Raw genomic sequence first — 17,642 nt, forward strand, 5'->3', positions numbered from 1 at the left:
CGCGAAAGCAGGCCGACCCGCTATCCCCCAATCAGCCAGCCCGCTAAAGCAGGCCGACTCGCTATCCCCCCAATCAGCCAGCCCGCGAAAGCAGGCCGACCCGCTATCCCCTGTGGGAGCGGCCTTGCGTCGCGATGGGCCGCAAAGCGGCCCCAATCAGCCAAACCACAGGTCTCTCTGCTGCAACCGCCACCCGACCCACCCCAACGTCACCGCCCGCAACCCCATGAACCCAAGAAACGCCATCCACAACCCATGGTTGCCCAACCCGCTCATGGCCACTGCCACCGGCAGTGCAATCAACACCGAAACCAGCATTGCATTACGCATTTCCCGCGCCCGGGTCGCGCCGATGAACAAGCCATCCAGCAAGTAACTCCACACCGCGATCAACGGCAGCAACGCCAGGTAAGGCAAATACGGATAAGCCGCCGCCCGCACACTGTCGATGTCGGTCTGCAAGTCGATGAACAGGTGCCCACCCAGCAGGAACAGCCCGGCAAAGCCCAGGCTGGTGATCAGCGACCAGCCGCAGGCCACCACCAGCGAGCGACGCAGGGTGTCTCGGTCACGGGCGCCAATGGCATGTCCGCACAAGGCCTCAACGGCGTGGGCCAAGCCATCGAGTGCATAAGCAGTCAGCAGCAGGCCGTTGAGCAGCAGAGCGTTGGCCGCCACCGTGGCCTCACCCAGACGCGCGCCCTGCACGGTGATCAGCAGGAACACCAGTTGCAGCGCCAGGCTGCGCAAGAAGATGTCGCGGTTCACCGCCAGCAGTGGCCTCCAGGCCTGCCAGCGCTTGAGCGCTGCCCACACGATCTGCCCCGGGTAAGCCCGCAGGGCCGGGCGGGTCAGGGCCAGGCCGAGCAGGGCGGCAGTCCATTCGGCAATCACCGACGCCCGCGCCGAGCCCAGTACACCCCAGTCCAGGCCCAGCACGAACCACAGGTTCAAGGCGATGTTCAGCAGGTTGGTGGTCAGCAGGATGGCCAGTGGCGCCCTGGCGTTCTGGGTGCCGAGGAACCAGCCGACCAGCGCGTAACTGGCCAGCGCCGCAGGCAGGCCAAGCAGGCGGGTATGGAAGAAGTCTTCGGTGGATTGCTGCAGGGCTGCGCTGGGTTGCATCGCATGGAGTGCCAGCTGGCTGAAGGGCAGGGCCAGCAGGCCGATCAACAGGGCGAAGCCGACCGCCAGCAGCAGCCCTTGCACCAGTACCTGGCGTAGCGCTGCACCATCGCCACGGCCGGCGGCCTGGGCAGCGAAGCCGGTGGACCCCATGCGCAGGAAGCCCATCAGGCCGACCATGAAGGTGAACAAGGTGGCGCCCACGGCCACGGCGCCCAGTTGGTGGGCGTGCGGGAGATGCCCGATGACCGTGCTGTCGACCAGCGCCACCAGCGGTACCGAGATGTTGGACAGGATCATCGGCGCGGCCAGCGCCCAGACCTTGCGGTGGGTAGGGCGGTGGCGCCAGTCGGCAGCGAGTTGGGGCATGTGCATTCCATGAGATTTTGGGGCCGCTGTGCGCCCCTTCGCGAGCTTGCTCGCTCCCACAGGAAAGTGTTGCTCTTGCGGCCGGCGCCAAACCTGTGGGAGCGGGCAAGCCCGCGAAGGGGCGCAATGCGGCCCCTTTAACGAATGGCCACAGTGTAACGACCAGGCAACCATTTAGCGCCACCATGGTCTGACCTGGCGCGCAACGCCGGGTGCTGCACCTGACGTTGCGCTATAGTTGCTGCCCTCACGTACACGCTGCCCAAGAGTTCCTATCTCATGTTCAACAAAGGATTGTTGCTGGCCTGCGCGCTGGCGTTGCTCAGTGCCTGTGACTCTTCCACGCCGGGCAAACCGGCGCCGGTCGAGAAAACCGTGGCGCCCGCGCCCGCCGAAGCCCCCGCCCCCCAGCGTGAGGACCCGGCCGTGCTCGCCAAGCGCTACGAGGGCCGCGAACTCACGGTGCTGGACGTATCGGAAGTGCAGCTCGATGGCGCGGCAACGCTGTCGATCAGCTTCTCCGTACCGCTGGATGCCAAGCAGGACTTCGCCACCAAGGTGCACCTGGTCGACACCGTCAAGGGTAAGCTCGATGGCGCCTGGGAACTCTCCGACAACCAGATGGAGCTGCGCCTGCGCCACCTGGAGCCGCAGCGCAAGCTGGTGCTGACCGTCGACAAGGGGCTGCTGGCAGTCAACGGCAAGCAGCTGGACAGCGAGTCGATCACCCGCCTGGAAACCCGCGACATGCAGCCGACCATCGGCTTTGCCAGCCGCGGCTCGCTGCTGCCTACCCGCCTGGCCGAAGGCCTGCCAGTGATTGCCCTGAACGTCGACAAAGTGGATCTCGAGTTCTTCCGCGTCAAGCCAGACATGCTCTCGACCTTCCTGGCCAACTGGGGACGCAACAGCAGCCTGTACTACTACCAGTCCAAGGAAACCCTGGACATGGCCGAGCTGGTCTACAGCGGCCGCTTCGATCTAAACCCGGCGCGCAACACGCGCGAGACCGTGTTGCTGCCGATTGCCGGCATCAAGCCGTTGCAGGCGCCAGGCGTGTACCTGGCAGTGATGCGCGCCTCGGGTACCTACGATTATTCTCAGCCGGCAACCCTGTTCACCCTCAGCGACATCGGCGTGTCGGCCCACCGCTACCGCGACCGCATTGACGTGTTTGCTCAAGCCCTGGAAGGCGGCAAGGCGCTGAGCGGCGTCAACCTGGAAGTCCATGACGAAAAGGGCAAGCTGCTGGCCCAGGCCACCACCGATGGCAAGGGGCATGCCCAACTGCCAATCACGCCAAAGGCCGATACCCTCATTGCCACCCAGGGCGTGCATACCACGCTGCTGCGCCTGAACACCGCAGCCTTGGACCTGGCCGAATTCGACATTACCGGGCCTCAGGCCAACCCGCTGCAGTTCTTCATCTTCGGCCCGCGTGACCTGTACCGCCCGGGTGAGACGGTGCTGCTCAACGGCCTGCTGCGCGACCAGGACGGCAAGCCGGTCAAAGCCCAGCCGGTGAGCGTGGAAGTGCGTCGCCCGGATGAACAGGTGAGCCGCAAGTTCGTCTGGGAAGCCGACAGCAATGGCTTGTACCAATACCAGTTGCAACTGGCCACCGAGGCCCCGACCGGCCGTTGGCAACTGCTGCTCGACCTGGGTGGCGGGCGCAAGCAGGTCTATGAGTTCCTCGTTGAAGACTTCCTGCCCGAGCGCCTGGCGCTGGAGCTCAAGGGCAGCAGCACACCGCTTTCGCCGGATGAAGATGCGCGTATCCAGGTCAATGGCCGTTACCTCTATGGTGCGCCGGCCGCCGGCAATCGCCTGAGCGGTCAGGCCTATGTACGCCCGCTGCGCGAGGCAGTACCGGCGTTGCCTGGCTACCAGTTCGGCTCGGTCACCGAAACCGATCTGAACCAGGACCTGGAACTGGACGAAGTCACCCTTGACCAGGCCGGCAAGGCGGTGGTCGATATCGAAAGCCGTTGGGCCGAAGCCCGCTCTCCGCTGCAACTGACCGTGCAGGCCAGCCTGCAGGAGTCGGGTGGCCGGCCGATCACCCGGCGCCTGGAGCAGCCTATCTGGCCGGCTGAGCGCCTGCCGGGCCTGCGAGGCCTGTTCGAAGGTGAGGAGACCGATAGCGACGGGCCCGTGGAATTCGAATTCCTGGTGGCCGACCGCGACGGTAACAAACTGGCGGCCGATGCGCTTAAGGTGCGCCTTGTTCGCGAACGCCGCGATTACTACTGGAATTACTCGCAAAGCGACGGCTGGAGCTACGCCTACAACGAGAAGTTCCTGACCCAGAATGAAGAGACGATCAGCGTCAAGGCAGGTTCCACCGCCAAACTCAGCTTCCAGGTTGAGTGGGGCCCGTACCGCGTCGAGGTCGAAGACCCGCAAACCGGTCTGGTGTCCAGTGAGCGCTTCTGGGCCGGCTACCGTGCCCAAGACAACGCTGAGGGCGGCGCGGTGCGGCCGGACCAGGTCAAGCTGGCGCTGGACAAACCCTCCTACACCGATGGCGCTACTGCCAAGGTCACCGTCACCCCGCCCGCTGCGGGCAGCGGCTACCTGATGATCGAGTCCAGCGATGGCCCGCTGTGGTGGCAGGAGATCGATGTGCCCGCCGAGGGCAAGACCTTTGATGTGCAACTGGACAAGGCCTGGGCCCGTCACGACCTGTACATCAGCGCGCTGGTTATCCGCCCTGGTGAGCGCAAGGCCAATGCCACGCCCAAGCGCGCCGTGGGCGTGCTCCACCTGCCGCTGGACCGCGCCGAGCGCAAGCTTGCGCTGAGCCTGCAGGCGCCGGAAAAAATGCGCCCGAAACAGCCTTTGACAGTGAAGGTAAAGGCCGCCAACGCCGATGGCAGTGTGCCCAAGCAGGTGCATGTGTTGTTGTCGGCGGTGGACGTGGGCATCCTCAACATCACCGATTTCAAAACCCCCGACCCGTTCGCCAGCCTGTTCGGGCGCAAGGCCTATGGTGCCGATCAACTGGACATCTACGGCCAGTTGATAGAGGCCGGCCAAGGCCGCCTGGCCAGCCTGGCGTTCGGTGGTGACGCAGCGATGGCCAAGGGGGGCAAGCGACCCAACACTACGGTAACCATCGTCGCCCAGCAGAGCCTGCCGGTGACGCTGGACGACAAGGGTGAGGGCCAGGCCACGGTCGACATCCCCGACTTCAACGGCGAATTGCGGCTGATGGCGCAGGCCTGGACCGAAGAGCACTTCGGCATGGCCGAAGGCAAGACCGTGGTCGCCGCGCCGTTGATTGCCGAGCTTTCGGCCCCGCGCTTCCTGGCCGGTGGCGACCGTACCAGCCTGGCACTGGACCTGGCCAACCTGTCCGGCCGCGCCCAGCAACTGAGCGTCGAAATCACCACGGATGGGCAACTGAGCCTGGCGGCCAATGCCGTGCAGAGCGTTAACCTGGCCGAAGGGCAGCGCTCGACGCTGATGATTCCGGTGCAGGCCCAGGGGGGGCTGGGGCAGGGCAAGGTGCATGTCCGGGTGACGGGCCTGCAACTGCCGAACGAGCCGGTCAATGCGTTCGAACGTGAGTGGACGCTGGGCGTGCGCCCGGCCTACCCGGCAATGCTCAAGCACTACCGTGTGGCCTTGAAGGACCAGCCGTGGACTCTGCCCGAAGCAGACCTGGCCGCCTTCGAACCCGCTGGCCTGGAAGCCAGCCTGGCCTTGTCGAGCCGGCCGCCGCTGAACCTTGCCGAGCAGATTCGCGCGCTGCAAGCCTACCCCTACGGCTGCCTCGAACAGACCACCAGCGGCCTGTACCCTTCGCTGTACGCCGATGCCGACAGCCTCAAGCGCCTTGGCATCAAGGGCGAGCCGGCGGATGTGCGCAAACGCAAGATCGAAATGGGCATCGAGCACCTGCTGGGGATGCAGCGCTACAACGGCAGCTTCGGCCTGTGGAGTTCGGACAGCGAGGAAGAGTACTGGCTGACCGCCTATGTGACTGACTTCCTGCTGCGTGCCCGTGACCAAGGGTATGGCGTACCCGCCGAGGCATTGAAGAAGGCCAGTGAGCGCCTGCTGCGTTACCTGCAGGAACGCAACCTGATCGAAGTCGACTACAGCGAGAATGCCGACCACACGCGCTTTGCGGTGCAGGCCTACGCGGCGCTGGTGCTGTCGCGCAGCCAGCAGGCGCCGTTGGGTGCCCTGCGCGGGCTGTTCGAACGTCGCGCCGATGCCCGCTCCGGTCTGCCGCTGGTACAACTGGCAGTGGCGCTGGACAAAATGGGCGACAAACCGCGTGCCGAGCAAGCCTTGCAGGCGGGCCTGGGCATCAGCCGTGGCAAAGGCTGGCTGGCCGATTATGGCAGCGCCCTGCGTGACCAGGCACTGATCCTGGCGCTGCTGCAGGAAAGCAACCTGGCCAGCAGCCAGGTCGATCAGCGCCTGTTCGCCTTGTCCGATGAACTGGCGGCCAACCGTTGGCTGTCGACCCAAGAGCGCAATGCACTGTTCCTCGCTGGCCGTGGCCTGCTGGGCAAGCCGGAAGGCCAGTGGCAGGCACGCCTGGACAGCGCGGGTGAAGTGCGCGAGTTGAACAATGCCGAGGCCGGTATGAAGCTGGAGGGCCCGTTACTGGCCTCGCCTCTGAGCGTGCAGAATGAAGGCAACGAGACGCTGTACCAGCAGCTGACCTTGTCCGGCTACCCACGACAGGCACCTGCGGCAGGTGGCAACGGCCTGCAGATTCACAGAGAGTACCTGGGCATGAATGGCCAGCCGCTGGACCTGCACAACCTGCGCAGCGGCGACCTTGTGCTGGTGCACCTGGCGCTCAAAGCTGAGGACCGCGTGCCGGATGCGTTGGTGGTGGACCTGCTGCCGGCCGGCCTGGAGTTGGAAAACCAGAACCTGGCTCAAAGCGCCGCCAGCCTGGACAACGCCAGCAGTGCAGTGAAGGCGTGGCGCGAGTCGATGCAGAACGCCAGCGTGGTGCATCAGGAGTACCGTGATGACCGTTATGTTGCCGCGCTCAAGCTTGACGGCTATGGCACCACCCACCTGCTGTACCTGGCGCGAGCAGTGACCCCGGGCACCTACCGCGTGCCGCCGCCGCAGGTCGAGTCGATGTATCGGCCGAACCTGCAGGCCGTGGGCGATGGGCAAGGGGAGATGACGGTGAAAGCCCGCTAGAGACCCGCTCTACGCGGAAAGTGTGGGAGCGGCCTTGCGTCGCAATAGGGCCGCAAAGCGGCCCCGACAATTCAAGCGGCGAAGCTGAAAGCCTGGGGCTGCTGTGCAGCCCTGTCGCGACGCACGGCCGCTCCCACAAAGACCGCGCAGATCAGTGGATCACCCAGCTCATCACCCACAGCCCCAGCACCAGCCAGATGATTCCGAGGATGATCGAGGCGCGCATGAATGCGCGGATTGCCGAGTACAGCAGCATCAGGCCGATGATCAGGGCCAGGATGCTCAGCAGCGACGTGTCCATGCCCAAGGTGCGCGACAGGCCATCGATGAAGTTGCCACCGGCATTGGCCAGCAGGTTGAACAACCCGCTCAATGCGTCGACGATGAAGCGGATCAACGACCCCAGTGCCTGGCCCAGCCACTCGAAAAAACCTTCTACATGCATAGTTGCTTCCTGATGAAAAAATCGGCGAGGTTGTCGTCCCAAAGCCTTTGGCCATTACCTGGCCAGGTCGGTTCCCGATGCCAAGCTTAGCGCGACCACGGTGCCGTGCGGGCAGGTTGTTGCGTGCCACGCTGATCAGTCTGCTGGTGCTCGGCAGCCTGTTCTGGCTGGCTGATCGTATCTGGCCGCTGCCGCTGCCGGGTGATGACCTGGCCCGGGTAGTGCTGGCCGAAGACGGCACGCCCTTGTGGCGCTTTGCCGATGCTGATGGCGTGTGGCGCTACCCCGTCAGCCCTGAAGAGGTTTCGCCGCTTTACCTGCAGGCTTTGCTGACTTATGAGGACCGTTGGTTCTACAACCACCCAGGGGTCAACCCCCTGGCATTGGTCCGCGCGGCCTGGCTGAACCTGCGCGGCGGGCGTGTTGTGTCGGGCGGCAGCACATTGTCGATGCAGGTGGCACGCCTGCTCGACCCGCACGACCGTACCCTGGTCGGCAAACTGCGCCAGCTATGGCGCACCTTGCAGCTGGAATGGTACTTGTCCAAGCGCGACATCCTGCAGATCTACCTGAACCGCGCACCTTTCGGCGGCACGCTTCAGGGCGTGGCGGCAGCCAGCTGGGCGTACCTGGGCAAGTCGCCCCTGCACCTGACACCTGCCGAAGCGGCACTGCTGGCCGTGTTGCCCCAGGCGCCCAGCCGGCTGCGCCCGGACCGCCACCCCGAGCGTGCCCAGCGTGCCCGGGACAAGGTGCTGCAGCGCCTGGCTGAGTACCAGATATGGCCGGCCCAGCAAATTCGCGAGGCGGCCGAGGAGCCGCTGGTGTTGGCGCCACGCCAGGAGCCGGCCCTGGCGCCATTGTTGGCCCGGCGCCTGAACAGCGCTGACAGCCCGCCGCTGATCCGTACCACGCTTGACGCTGCGCTTCAGCGGCGCCTCGAAGACTTGCTGCTGGGCTGGCGCGCACGGCTGCCGGAGCGTACCTCGGCAGCCATTCTGGTGGTCGAAGCGCAGAGCATGGCGGTGCGCGCGTACCTGGGGTCGATAGATTTGTCTGATGAGCGCCGCTTTGGCCATGTCGACATGGTGCGCTCGTTACGTTCGCCCGGCTCCACCCTCAAGCCGTTTCTTTACGGCATGGCGCTGGACGATGGCCTGATCCATTCCGAATCACTGTTGCAGGATGTTCCACGACGCTATGGCGACTATCGCCCTGGCAACTTCTCCATGGGGTTCAGCGGGCCGGTGTCGGCCAGCTCGGCGCTGGCCCTGTCGCTCAACCTGCCCGCCGTGCAATTGCTGGAGGCCTACGGCCCGAAACGCTTTGCCGCACAACTGCGCATGGCGGGCATGCCGTTGATACTGCCACCCCTTGCCGAGCCCAACCTGTCGTTGATCCTGGGCGGTGCCGGCAGCCGGCTGGAGGACCTGGTCGGCGGCTACGCGGCGCTGGCGCGGGGTGGCAACAGTGCGCAGGTGCGCTTGCAGCCACAGGCCCCCTTGGTGGAGCACCGGTTGCTGTCACCGGGGGCGGCGTGGATCATCCGGCGTATCCTCAGTGGCCAGGCGCGCCCGGACCGCGACCCGCACGCCGAACTGGTGCAGCGCCCGCTACTGGCCTGGAAAACCGGCACCAGCTACGGCTTTCGCGATGCCTGGTCGATTGGCGTGGGGCCGCGTTACCTGATCGGCGTATGGATTGGCCGCCCCGACGGTACACCGGTGCCTGGGCAATTCGGCCTGGCCTCGGCGGCGCCGCTGATGTTGCAGGTGCACGATCTGTTGAGCAATCGCGACAGCCAACGCGGCATCAGCGTCCCGGTAGCGCCGGTACCTGCGAATATCGGCGTTGCGGCGATCTGTTGGCCGCTGGGCCAGCCGATGAGCAAGCAGGACACCAACTGTCGGCGTCAGCGCTTTGCATGGACCCTGGACGGCACCACGCCACCAACCTTGCAGGCAGCCGACCAGCCGCTGGGCCTGGGCTTGCGCGAAAAAGTGTGGGTCAACGAGCAGGGCTTGCGGGTCGATGGTAGCTGCCCGGGCGCCAAGGCGCGTGACATCGCCCTGTGGCCGGCACCGCTGGAGCCTTGGCTACCCCGTGTCGAGCGGCGCATGGCACGTTTGCCGGCCATCGACCCGGCCTGCCCGCCGCAGGCGCCGGCCAGTGCACCACCGCTGTCGATTGTCGGCGTGCGCCCAGGCGACAATCTGCGCCGCCCGGCCACCAGCACTGAGCCGTTGCAATTGCAGGTCTCTGCCTTGGGGGGGGCTGGACGGCGCTGGTGGTTCCTCAACGGCCAGCCGTTGGGTGAAACCCAGGGGCAGGACAGCCTGTTGCTGCGTTTGCCACAGGTGGGGCAGGCCGAACTCAGCGCGCTGGACGAAAGCGGTCAGACGGCGCGGGTGGCGTTCCAGGTCAGTGAGTAGGTGTTCGACGACAGCCGGGCCAGCACCTACGCTTGCAAGTGACGGGTGTGACCGGCTGGTGCCCCGCAACCCATGGGAACATGGAGTGCCCTATGCGTCCTCTGGTCGTGCCCCTGATGTTGCTGCTTTGGGCACTTACTGCCCACGCCGACCCGTTGCCGGGGTTTCTCGACAGCCATGAGTACGAGCGGCGTTTGCCCAGCGCCAATCTGCCGATGACGGACTACTCCCCCGAGAGCCCCCGCATACGGCTGGCCGGGGCGACTATCGACAACCCCGACTGGGCCCCGGCCAACACGAGGCTGGTACTGCATAAAGTGCGCTTCGAGGGCGGCACGGTGTTCCCCCTGGGCGACCTGCGCGAACACTATCAGCCGCTGATCGGGCGCGAAACCACGTTGGGTGAATTGCAGCAATACACCCAGCGCCTGACCCAACGCTACCGGCAGGAGGGCTACTTGCTGTCGTATGCCTACCTGCCTCCTCAGGATGTGGCCGATGGCAGGGTCAACGTGGTGCTGGTCGAAGGTTACGTCCGTGATTACCGCGTGGACGGCGATATTGGGCCGGCCAGCGAGTATTTGCAGCAGCTGCTAGCGCGCATTGAGGCCGAGCGCCCACTGACCCGCGAAACGCTGGAGCGCTATCTGGGCCTGGCTACGCGCATGCCAGGGGTTGTGGTAGAGGCCGAACTGGCAATGGCGCGGGCTGCCGATGGTGTCGCCCAGTTGACCGTGCATGCACGGCGCAAGCCGTTCAGCGCCGCTGTGAGCGTGGCCGACTCCAGCCGTGATGCTGCACAGGCCCTGATCACCGTAGCCAGCAATGCCCAGACCCGCCATGGCGAACGCGTCACGGCCAGCTGGCTGTTGCCCCCTGGCAATGACCGGGTGTACTACCAGCGTCTCGATTACAGCCAGTACCTGGACGCCGCCGGTAGCCAACTGCTGCTGTCGGCGTCGCGCTACCGCAGCGAGCCCGCCACGCGCATACGTTTGGACAATGGCCGCGATATCACCCGCGAGCAGGACAGTGAGCGCTATGCGATCGGCCTGCGTCAGCCGGTGCTTGTCAGGCCGAATGAGTGGCTGGCGGTGCAGGGCCACGTGTACTCGGTCAGTGAGCATGATGAAGACCGGATGGCCGAGCAGCCACCGTCTCGCAAGTACGACACCTATGTGCGGGCGCTGTCATTCGAAGGTGACTGGCGCAAGGTGGAGCAGGGGCGTTTGCGTATCGTCAGTGCCGGGGTCCATCAGGGGCTGGACTACCTGGGGGCACGCAGCGATGCTGACTACGATCTCGACTTCCTGCGCTTGCGGCTTTCCGGTTTGCAGAGCGACACCCTGTTGGAAAACGTGCAGGGGGTGGTGTCCGGGGCGTTGTACTGGAGTGATGATCGATTGCCCGACAGCGAGCGTGCGGGGTTTGGCGGGCAGCATTTCGGGCGCGGTTACCCGCGCGATCAGGCGGACGGTGACAAGGGCTGGGGTGTGGCTTACGAGCTCAACTACAGCGTGCGCAGTAGCTGGCTTGCGCGGGTTCAGCCCTATGCGGTGGTGGATACCGCTCAGGCCTGGCATAACCGGGGACCGGTGGAGGACGCCCATCTGGCTTCGGTGGCGCTGGGTGTGCGGTTAGGGGGTGGGCATGTGTTCAATGTGGCGCTGGAAGTGGCCAAGCCGTTGGCGGATGTGGCGCTGGATAGCCTGGACCGTCGGCCTCGGCTGTCGTTGAACCTGGCGATCCAGTTGTAGCAGGCAACTATGGGCTTGCAGGAGCAGCCTTTCGCAGCGCAAGGCCGCTCCAGATTGGTGTGCCGAGCCTTCACTCAATGGGTCGTGAACCGCTGGTGCACGGGCGACGAGCTGGGGGTCAGCGCCAGAGCCAGTTGGGTGCGGTTGTGCATGTGCGTCAAACGCAAAACCTGAGACACATAGAGCTTCACGGTGTTTTCGGTAATGCCCAGTTCACAGGCGATCTGGTAATTGGTCTTGCCCTTGCTAACCAGGCGCGCCACTTCCAGTTGGCGTGGTGACAGTTTCTCGAACGCTGCTGGCAGCTCGCTTTCGGTTTCTTCTGCATCACTGGCACGCCGGTGGGTGCCTTGGCCACGAGCTTTTTCCAGGTCCTGATACAGTTCGTCCACCGACTCGGCCAGTTCCTGCAAGCGCTGGTTCAGCCCACCCAGATCACGGAGGTTGCGCTGGCGCTCCAGCAAAGCCGCTTCTTGCCGACGGACGCCTGCCAGCAGTTCATCAAGGTCCATCGGCTTCTGGTAGTAATCGGCAAAACCTTCGCGTATCGCCCGGATCAAGTCCTGTTTCTCGGCACGCCCTGTCAACATGATGGCTTCGAACGTACGCTGGCTGCCATTGATTTCCTTCAAGGCGCGCACCAGCTCGATGCCATCCCGATCGGGCATGTGCAGGTCACAGATGAGCAAGCCGATGCTCGGGTCCGCCACATAGTGCTCGATGGCTTCGTCGGTTGAGAGGGCTGTAACGCAGGCATAGCCCTTGGTTTGAAGGAATTCACTCAGCTGTTCGACAATAACCGGTTGGTCATCAACCACCAACACCTTTACTTCACTCACTGATCTGGACACGATCAACTCCCTGTTCTTATACGGCCCTGCTCCCGTGCCAGACGCTCTGGCAGCTTAAAAGTAGTCGCACTCAGCGAATATGTACAAGGTCTGTACAAGTCATCGGACCACTGGAAGGGTTATTGGATCCATACGGCCGTTAGAAGAAAACCTGATAACACATAGGGGACGAACGCCTGCTTGTCGCCCATTTCTTCGGTCAGGGCCTGCAAACGCTTCTTTACCTTGGGGTTGAGCAGCGTCCACAGGCGGCGGCGGGTCAGTAGCCAGACCAGTACAGTGACACCCGCGCCAATGAAGGTGCCGAGCACATATTGCGGGCTGGTGGCCAAGGCCAGGGCGCCCATGAGCTTGACGTCGTCGGCGCCGAAGCGGCCGAGCATGTAGCCTGGCAGGGTCAGCAGCATGACGATGGCCAGCGCCCAACCGGCCTCGCTGGCTTCGGCGCCTATCCAGCTGTGACCGGTGCTGAACAGCCAGGCCAGGGCGCAGCCAGCCGCCCCCAGGGTCAGCACGTTGGAGATCTGGCGTTGACGCACATCCTGTTCGGAGCACAAGGCAAGCCACAGCAGGAGAACAATGCTTTGCATTGGCAGGTCGCCTTTCCCAAATGTTGAACACTTCTACCCGGTCAGTCAGGTTTCCTTAAATGAAGATAGACGGGAACGTGCGGGGGAGTGCGGTTGGCATCGGAAAAAAGGCGTGCGTGGAATGGATTTTGTCGTAGCTGACACAGGCCAGGTCGGTGACGCAGTCGTACTTGGAATCGCCATCTATGTAGGCGTGCGTTCACCCGCGAACATCCGCAAAGCCGGTGCCATGCACCGGGTCAATTGCTTCGCGGGTAAACCCGCTCCCGCAGGGCCACGGTGCATGCAAAGCCGCGTTCCAACGCTATTTTTTGCTGCCCGGTGGGTAGTTGCCCAGCACCTTGGCCACGGTGTTGCGGATTGCGCTGTTACGTTCTTCCGGGCTTGGCGGGTAGTTGTTCATGATCTGCTCGGCACTGCCGCGCCATACCAGCTTGCCGTCACGCCCATCGAACATGTCGACCTGGATGGTGGCGACCTTGTAGTCGACACTGCGGGTTTCGTTGTACATCGGGCCACCCCAGTAGCCGCCCCAGTAGCCACCCCAGCCACCGCCGTAGTTGGTGGTGATCTGTTGTTGGCGCTGCTCCACGATCAGGTATGTGCGTACTGCCAGGTCGGGCCGCGCTCCGCCTTGTACCGGACGCAGGCCGCGCTGGTCGAGTTGGTCTGCCACCGCCTGGCGAATGCGCTGCTCGGTGAGGTCGCTCTTGATCCGCGGGTCATCCGGGCGGTACTGCAGGCCTGGCTCCTGCCATGCCCAGCTGCGGTAGGCGGCAAAATCGCGGCTGGCATCGAAATCCTGCTGGACGTTATTGCTCGAGCAAGCAGCGAGCAATAACGCGAATGACAGTAGAACGAGACGGCGCAACATGATGGTTCTCCGTTAGCTATTAACTGGGAGGATAGCCGCTGAGTGCCTTGTGCACAGAATCGCGCAAGGCACTTTCGCGTTCGCGGGGCGAGTCCTTGTTGCTGCTGCTTTCGGCGCTGGCGCTCCAGACCGGCTGGCCGCTGCGGGCGTCGTACAGGTCGATGCGCACCACCAGGACTTCGACCTCGTAGGTGCGCACGATGGGTACGCTGGCATAGCCTCCATAACCGTGGCGGTAGCCGCCATAGCCGACCCCCCCATAGGGATACGGCCCGTAGTAGGGGTCGTAGGTGTCGTAGTCACGCACTTGGCGCAAGCGTTTTTCCAGGCGCATATCGGCGCTCACCAGCAAGTCGCCAGGGCCTGTGCGAGCGGGGCGCAGGCCATGCTGGTCGAGCGCACCGCTGACGGCATCGGCCAGTTGCGCCGGGTCGGCATCGACAGCGCCGCTGGGTAACTGGCCGTTGCGCCAGCTCCAGCTGCGGTAGTGCCCATAATCACGAGCGGGCGCAGGGTATGCACTGGCGTCGAAGGTGGTGGCCGCCTGGGCAGGGGCTGGTGGTAAGGGGCGGCTGCTGGCCACATAAGGGTTGCTGCCCTGGCAGCCAGCCAGGGCAATGGGCAGCAGGGCCAGGCACAACAGACGGTACGGCATGTGTTCCTCCTGGCGCGGCGGATTAGCGGGGGCGGCAAACCCAGTGCAGGTAGCGGCCAAGCCCGGCGAAGGTGGGGTGGCGACGGTGGGCCAGTTCCATTTCCAACAGATCGAGCAGCTCGGCCTTGCCCTGGAATTCCTTGGGCATATAGTCGTGAAACACCCGCACGCCGCTTTCGCTTTCAACCTGCCACATAGGCTCAAGTTGCGCCTTGAGTTCGCGTGGATCAAGCGGTTTCTGTGGGGTCAGGCTCTGCTTTTCACCCTCCAGCCGGTTGCTGCGCAACTTGCGGAAATGGCCCTTGAGCAGGTTGCGATAGACCAGTGCGTCGCGATTGTAGAAAGCCAGTGATAACCAACCGCCGGGGGCCGTGAGCTGGTGCAGCACCGGCAGGATGCTCTCGGGTTCGGCCAACCATTCGAGCACGGCGTGGCAGAGCACCAGGTCGTAGCGCTCGGTCAGCTGGCCGAGCAGGTCTTGCCAGGGCGCCTGGATGAAGGTCGCGGTCTGGCCGGCCTCGGCAAAGCGCGCCCTGGCGCCGTCGAGCATGGGCGCCGCAGGTTCGGCCAGGGTCAGCTGGTGGCCGCGCTCGGCCAGCCACAAGGCCATGTGGCCCAACCCGGCGCCGATGTCGAGGATGCGTAGCGGGCGGTCGGGTAGCGCTTCGGCCAGGTCGGCCTGCAGCACGGCCAGGCGGATCGCACCCTTGGCGCCGCCATAGATCTTTTCGGCAAAGCGGGTGGCCAGCTCATCGAAATGACGGTCGTTCATCGGGCGAAGCGCCTCTCGCTGTCGGCCAGCTTGGCACGCACCACTTGGTCCATGTCCAGACCCAGTTCGCTGCACAGCAGCAACAGGTAGAGCACCACGTCACCGATTTCCTGGCCGGCATGGGCCAGTTTGTCGGCAGGCAGCTGGCGCGATTCGTCCTCGCTCAGCCACTGGAAGATTTCTACCAATTCGGCCATTTCGACACTGGCGGCCATGGCCAGGTTCTTCGGGCTGTGGAAGCCGCGCCAGTCATTGGTATCACGGATCTGGTGCAGGCGTTGGGTGAGTTCTTGCAGGTTCATCGGGGTCTCCTATTGCTGCATAGCTTCTGCCCAGGCCCGATGCAAAGCAAGCGTATACCGCCAACACAGGCCCGGCGCTACAGGCACTCCCAACGGCCGACCATATGCAGCACGTCCCCGTGCCCGTCCAGGCGCAGTTGGCCCGAAGGGCCCGCTTCACTGGCACTGAGCACCACCTCTGAAGGCAACCTGACCGGCTTGCGGAAGTCCACCTCAAAGGCATAGCCACTGTGCGGCAAGTGCCCGCGCAACGCGGCCAAGGCCATGGCCTTGGTCCACATGCCATGGGCAATGGCCGTTGGAAAGCCGAACAACCGCGCACTGACAGCACTGAGGTGGATAGGGTTGTAATCCCCGCACACCTTGGCATAACGCCGGCCGATATCACTGTCGGCATACCAGCGGGTGGCCTCGGGCAATGGATCAGGCGCCGTGTCGGCGGGCTCACTTGCCTCGCCTTCCAGGGCCAAGCCACGCACCAACATGCGGCTGGTCTCGCGCCAGAGCAGGCCGATGCCATCTTCAGCCTCGGTGACCAGGTCGAAGGTGCCACCCTTGGCATGGGGCTGCAGGTTGTGCGCGTACACCGCAAAACGCAGCCCTTCGACAGCACCCAGGGGGCGCAGCACTTCGATGCGGTTGTGCAGGTGTACCAGGCCAAGCAGCGGGAAGGGGAAATCATCGGCAGTCATCAACTGCAATTGCAGGGCAAACGCCATCACATGTGGATAAGTCCCCGGCAGGCGGCCATCATCGGGAAAGTGGCAAAGCCTTCGATACGCCCCCAGGTTGCCCGGCTGAACCCGAATGAAACAGCGCAGGCCATCGTCCGGCAGCCGGTCGCCGCTGATGGAGCGTTTGCTGGCTGCGCGCAGGTACAGGCTGGCGCGGGCGGCCGGGTTGTGCAGGTCGTGCCATTGTCGGCTCATGTTCAAGCCCCCATCAGTGCCTGGCCGCACACCCGCAGCACCTGGCCGTTGACCGACCCGGAGCCTGGCTGGCTGAGCCACGCAATGGCTTCGGCGACATCCTGCGGGCGCCCACCCTGGCCCAGCGAACTCAAGCGCCGGCCCGCCTCGCGCAGGCCCATGGGCATGGCTGCAGTCATGTGGGTTTCGATGAAACCGGGGGCGATGGCGTTGATGCTGCCACCGCGCTCGGCGAGCCGTGGCGCCCAGGCCTGGGCCAGGCCGATCAGCCCGGCCTTGCTCGCGGCATAGTTGGCCTGCCCGCGGTTGCCGGCAATGCCGCTGACCGAGGCCAGCAGGGTGATGCGCGCGTTTTCCCCCAGCGCGCCGTTGTCATACAACGCCTGGGTGAGCACTTGCGGTGCCTTGAGGTTCACGGCCAGCACGGCGTCCCAGTATTCCGGCGTCATGTTGGCCAGTGTCTTGTCGCGGGTGATACCGGCGTTGTGCACCACGATATCGATGCCGTCGGGCAGGGCCGCGAGCAGTTGCGTTGCCGCATCGCTAGCGCATATATCCAGTGGCAGTGCCTTGCCGCCGAGGCGTGCAGCGAGGGCGTCGAGGTCCTGACTGGCCTGCGGTACATCCAGCAGCAGTACATCGGCGCCGTCCCGTGCCAAGGTTTCCGCAATGGCGGCGCCGATACCGCGCGCAGCCCCCGTGACCAGCGCACGGCGGCCGCCGAGTGGGCGGGTCCAGTCCTCCACCTGGCTGGTGCAGGCTTGCAGGCGCAGTACCTGGCCAGAGATGAAGGCACTCTTCGGCGAGAGGAAGAAGCGCAGGGCGCCTTCGAACTGATCTTCGGCACCGGGGGTGACATACAACAGCTGGGCAGTGGCGCCGTTGCGCAGTTCCTTGGCCAGTGAGCGGCTGAAGCCCTCAAGGGCACGCTGCGCAACGCTGGCCAGTGGGTCGTCGAGGCTTTCCGGTGCACGGCCCAGCACCAGGACATGGGCGCATGGGGCCAGACTGCGTAGCAGCGGCTGGAAAAATTCACGCAACTGCTTCAGTGCATCGCTGTCGGACAAGTGACTGGCATCGAATACCACGGCCTTGATTTTCGGCCCCAGGCCGGCCACCCAGGCTTCAGCCTGCAGGTTGTCGGCATTGAAGCTGTATACCTCGTCAGTGAGGCGCGGGGCGATGGCTTCGACCTGCTTCGCCAGTGGCCCGCCACCCAGTACCAGGGCACCTTCCACCGGCCGCAGGCGGCCAGCCTGCCAGCGCTCCAGTGGCGCCGGGCGTGGCAGGCCAAGGGCATCCACGAGGCGGCGGCCGAGATTGGAGTTGGCAAAACCGAGGTAGCGATCGCTCATGAGGG

At 64.6% G+C, this 17,642-nt stretch carries 13 protein-coding genes; 3 read left to right on the forward strand and 10 right to left on the reverse strand.

Going from position 1 to position 17,642, the window contains the following annotated elements:
• Window positions 1–156: 156 nt before the first annotated feature.
• Window positions 157–1,494: an MATE family efflux transporter gene (locus ACF8Q6_RS12575; protein ID WP_209968176.1), complete on the reverse strand. Its 1,338-nt coding sequence runs from the start codon at window positions 1,492–1,494 to the stop codon at window positions 157–159.
• 279 nt (window positions 1,495–1,773) lie between these two features.
• Here ACF8Q6_RS12575 and ACF8Q6_RS12580 point away from each other — a divergent pair, with 279 nt between their 5' ends.
• Window positions 1,774–6,675, forward strand: coding sequence for an alpha-2-macroglobulin (locus ACF8Q6_RS12580; RefSeq protein ID WP_392489873.1), 4,902 nt, complete (start codon window positions 1,774–1,776; stop codon window positions 6,673–6,675).
• 151 nt (window positions 6,676–6,826) lie between these two features.
• Here the strand turns inward: ACF8Q6_RS12580 and ACF8Q6_RS12585 are convergent, their stop codons facing one another.
• Complete coding sequence (locus tag ACF8Q6_RS12585; RefSeq protein WP_004577004.1) at window positions 6,827–7,120, reverse strand: hypothetical protein; 294 nt, start codon at window positions 7,118–7,120, stop codon at window positions 6,827–6,829.
• Window positions 7,121–7,197: 77 nt separating this feature from the next.
• Between ACF8Q6_RS12585 and pbpC the strand changes: the two genes are divergently transcribed.
• Window positions 7,198–9,552, forward strand: a complete 2,355-nt coding sequence (gene pbpC / locus ACF8Q6_RS12590; RefSeq protein WP_392489874.1) for a peptidoglycan glycosyltransferase PbpC — start codon at window positions 7,198–7,200, stop codon at window positions 9,550–9,552.
• A gap of 92 nt (window positions 9,553–9,644) precedes the next feature.
• Window positions 9,645–11,309, forward strand: a complete 1,665-nt coding sequence (locus tag ACF8Q6_RS12595; RefSeq protein ID WP_392489875.1) for a ShlB/FhaC/HecB family hemolysin secretion/activation protein — start codon at window positions 9,645–9,647, stop codon at window positions 11,307–11,309.
• Window positions 11,310–11,383: 74 nt separating this feature from the next.
• On the opposite strand, the gene ACF8Q6_RS12600 is transcribed toward ACF8Q6_RS12595, so the two are convergent.
• The 8 genes from ACF8Q6_RS12600 to ACF8Q6_RS12635 form a co-directional block, all read right to left on the reverse strand.
• Window positions 11,384–12,160, reverse strand: a complete 777-nt coding sequence (locus ACF8Q6_RS12600) for a response regulator (RefSeq protein WP_392489876.1) — start codon at window positions 12,158–12,160, stop codon at window positions 11,384–11,386.
• A 119-nt stretch (window positions 12,161–12,279) separates the two neighbouring features.
• A complete protein-coding gene (locus tag ACF8Q6_RS12605; RefSeq protein WP_010951848.1) occupies window positions 12,280–12,750 on the reverse strand; it encodes a prepilin peptidase in 471 nt (156 codons plus the stop codon).
• A gap of 304 nt (window positions 12,751–13,054) precedes the next feature.
• Window positions 13,055–13,624: a DUF4136 domain-containing protein gene (locus tag ACF8Q6_RS12610; protein ID WP_180688901.1), complete on the reverse strand. Its 570-nt coding sequence runs from the start codon at window positions 13,622–13,624 to the stop codon at window positions 13,055–13,057.
• A 19-nt stretch (window positions 13,625–13,643) separates the two neighbouring features.
• Window positions 13,644–14,279 (reverse strand): DUF4136 domain-containing protein, encoded by a 636-nt coding sequence (locus ACF8Q6_RS12615; RefSeq protein ID WP_003255302.1) that lies wholly within the window; start codon window positions 14,277–14,279, stop codon window positions 13,644–13,646.
• A gap of 22 nt (window positions 14,280–14,301) precedes the next feature.
• Window positions 14,302–15,051 carry a methyltransferase domain-containing protein gene (locus ACF8Q6_RS12620; RefSeq protein WP_012051096.1) on the reverse strand — a complete coding sequence of 250 codons (750 nt, stop codon included), beginning with the start codon at window positions 15,049–15,051 and terminating at the stop codon, window positions 14,302–14,304.
• Window positions 15,048–15,353 carry a MazG-like family protein gene (locus ACF8Q6_RS12625; protein WP_003255298.1) on the reverse strand — a complete coding sequence of 102 codons (306 nt, stop codon included), beginning with the start codon at window positions 15,351–15,353 and terminating at the stop codon, window positions 15,048–15,050. Before ACF8Q6_RS12625 ends, ACF8Q6_RS12620 begins: the two co-directional genes overlap by 4 nt.
• 77 nt (window positions 15,354–15,430) lie before the next feature.
• Complete coding sequence (locus ACF8Q6_RS12630; RefSeq protein ID WP_392489877.1) at window positions 15,431–16,282, reverse strand: MaoC family dehydratase; 852 nt, start codon at window positions 16,280–16,282, stop codon at window positions 15,431–15,433.
• 2 nt (window positions 16,283–16,284) lie between these two features.
• On the reverse strand, window positions 16,285–17,637 hold the full coding sequence (locus ACF8Q6_RS12635) for a 3-oxoacyl-ACP reductase (protein ID WP_392489878.1): 1,353 nt from the start codon (window positions 17,635–17,637) through the stop codon (window positions 16,285–16,287).
• Window positions 17,638–17,642 lie beyond the last annotated feature (5 nt).

Origin of the sequence: Pseudomonas sp. GLN_2, from assembly GCF_043106005.1 — a bacterium.
GTDB lineage: Bacteria > Pseudomonadota > Gammaproteobacteria > Pseudomonadales > Pseudomonadaceae > Aquipseudomonas > Aquipseudomonas alloputida.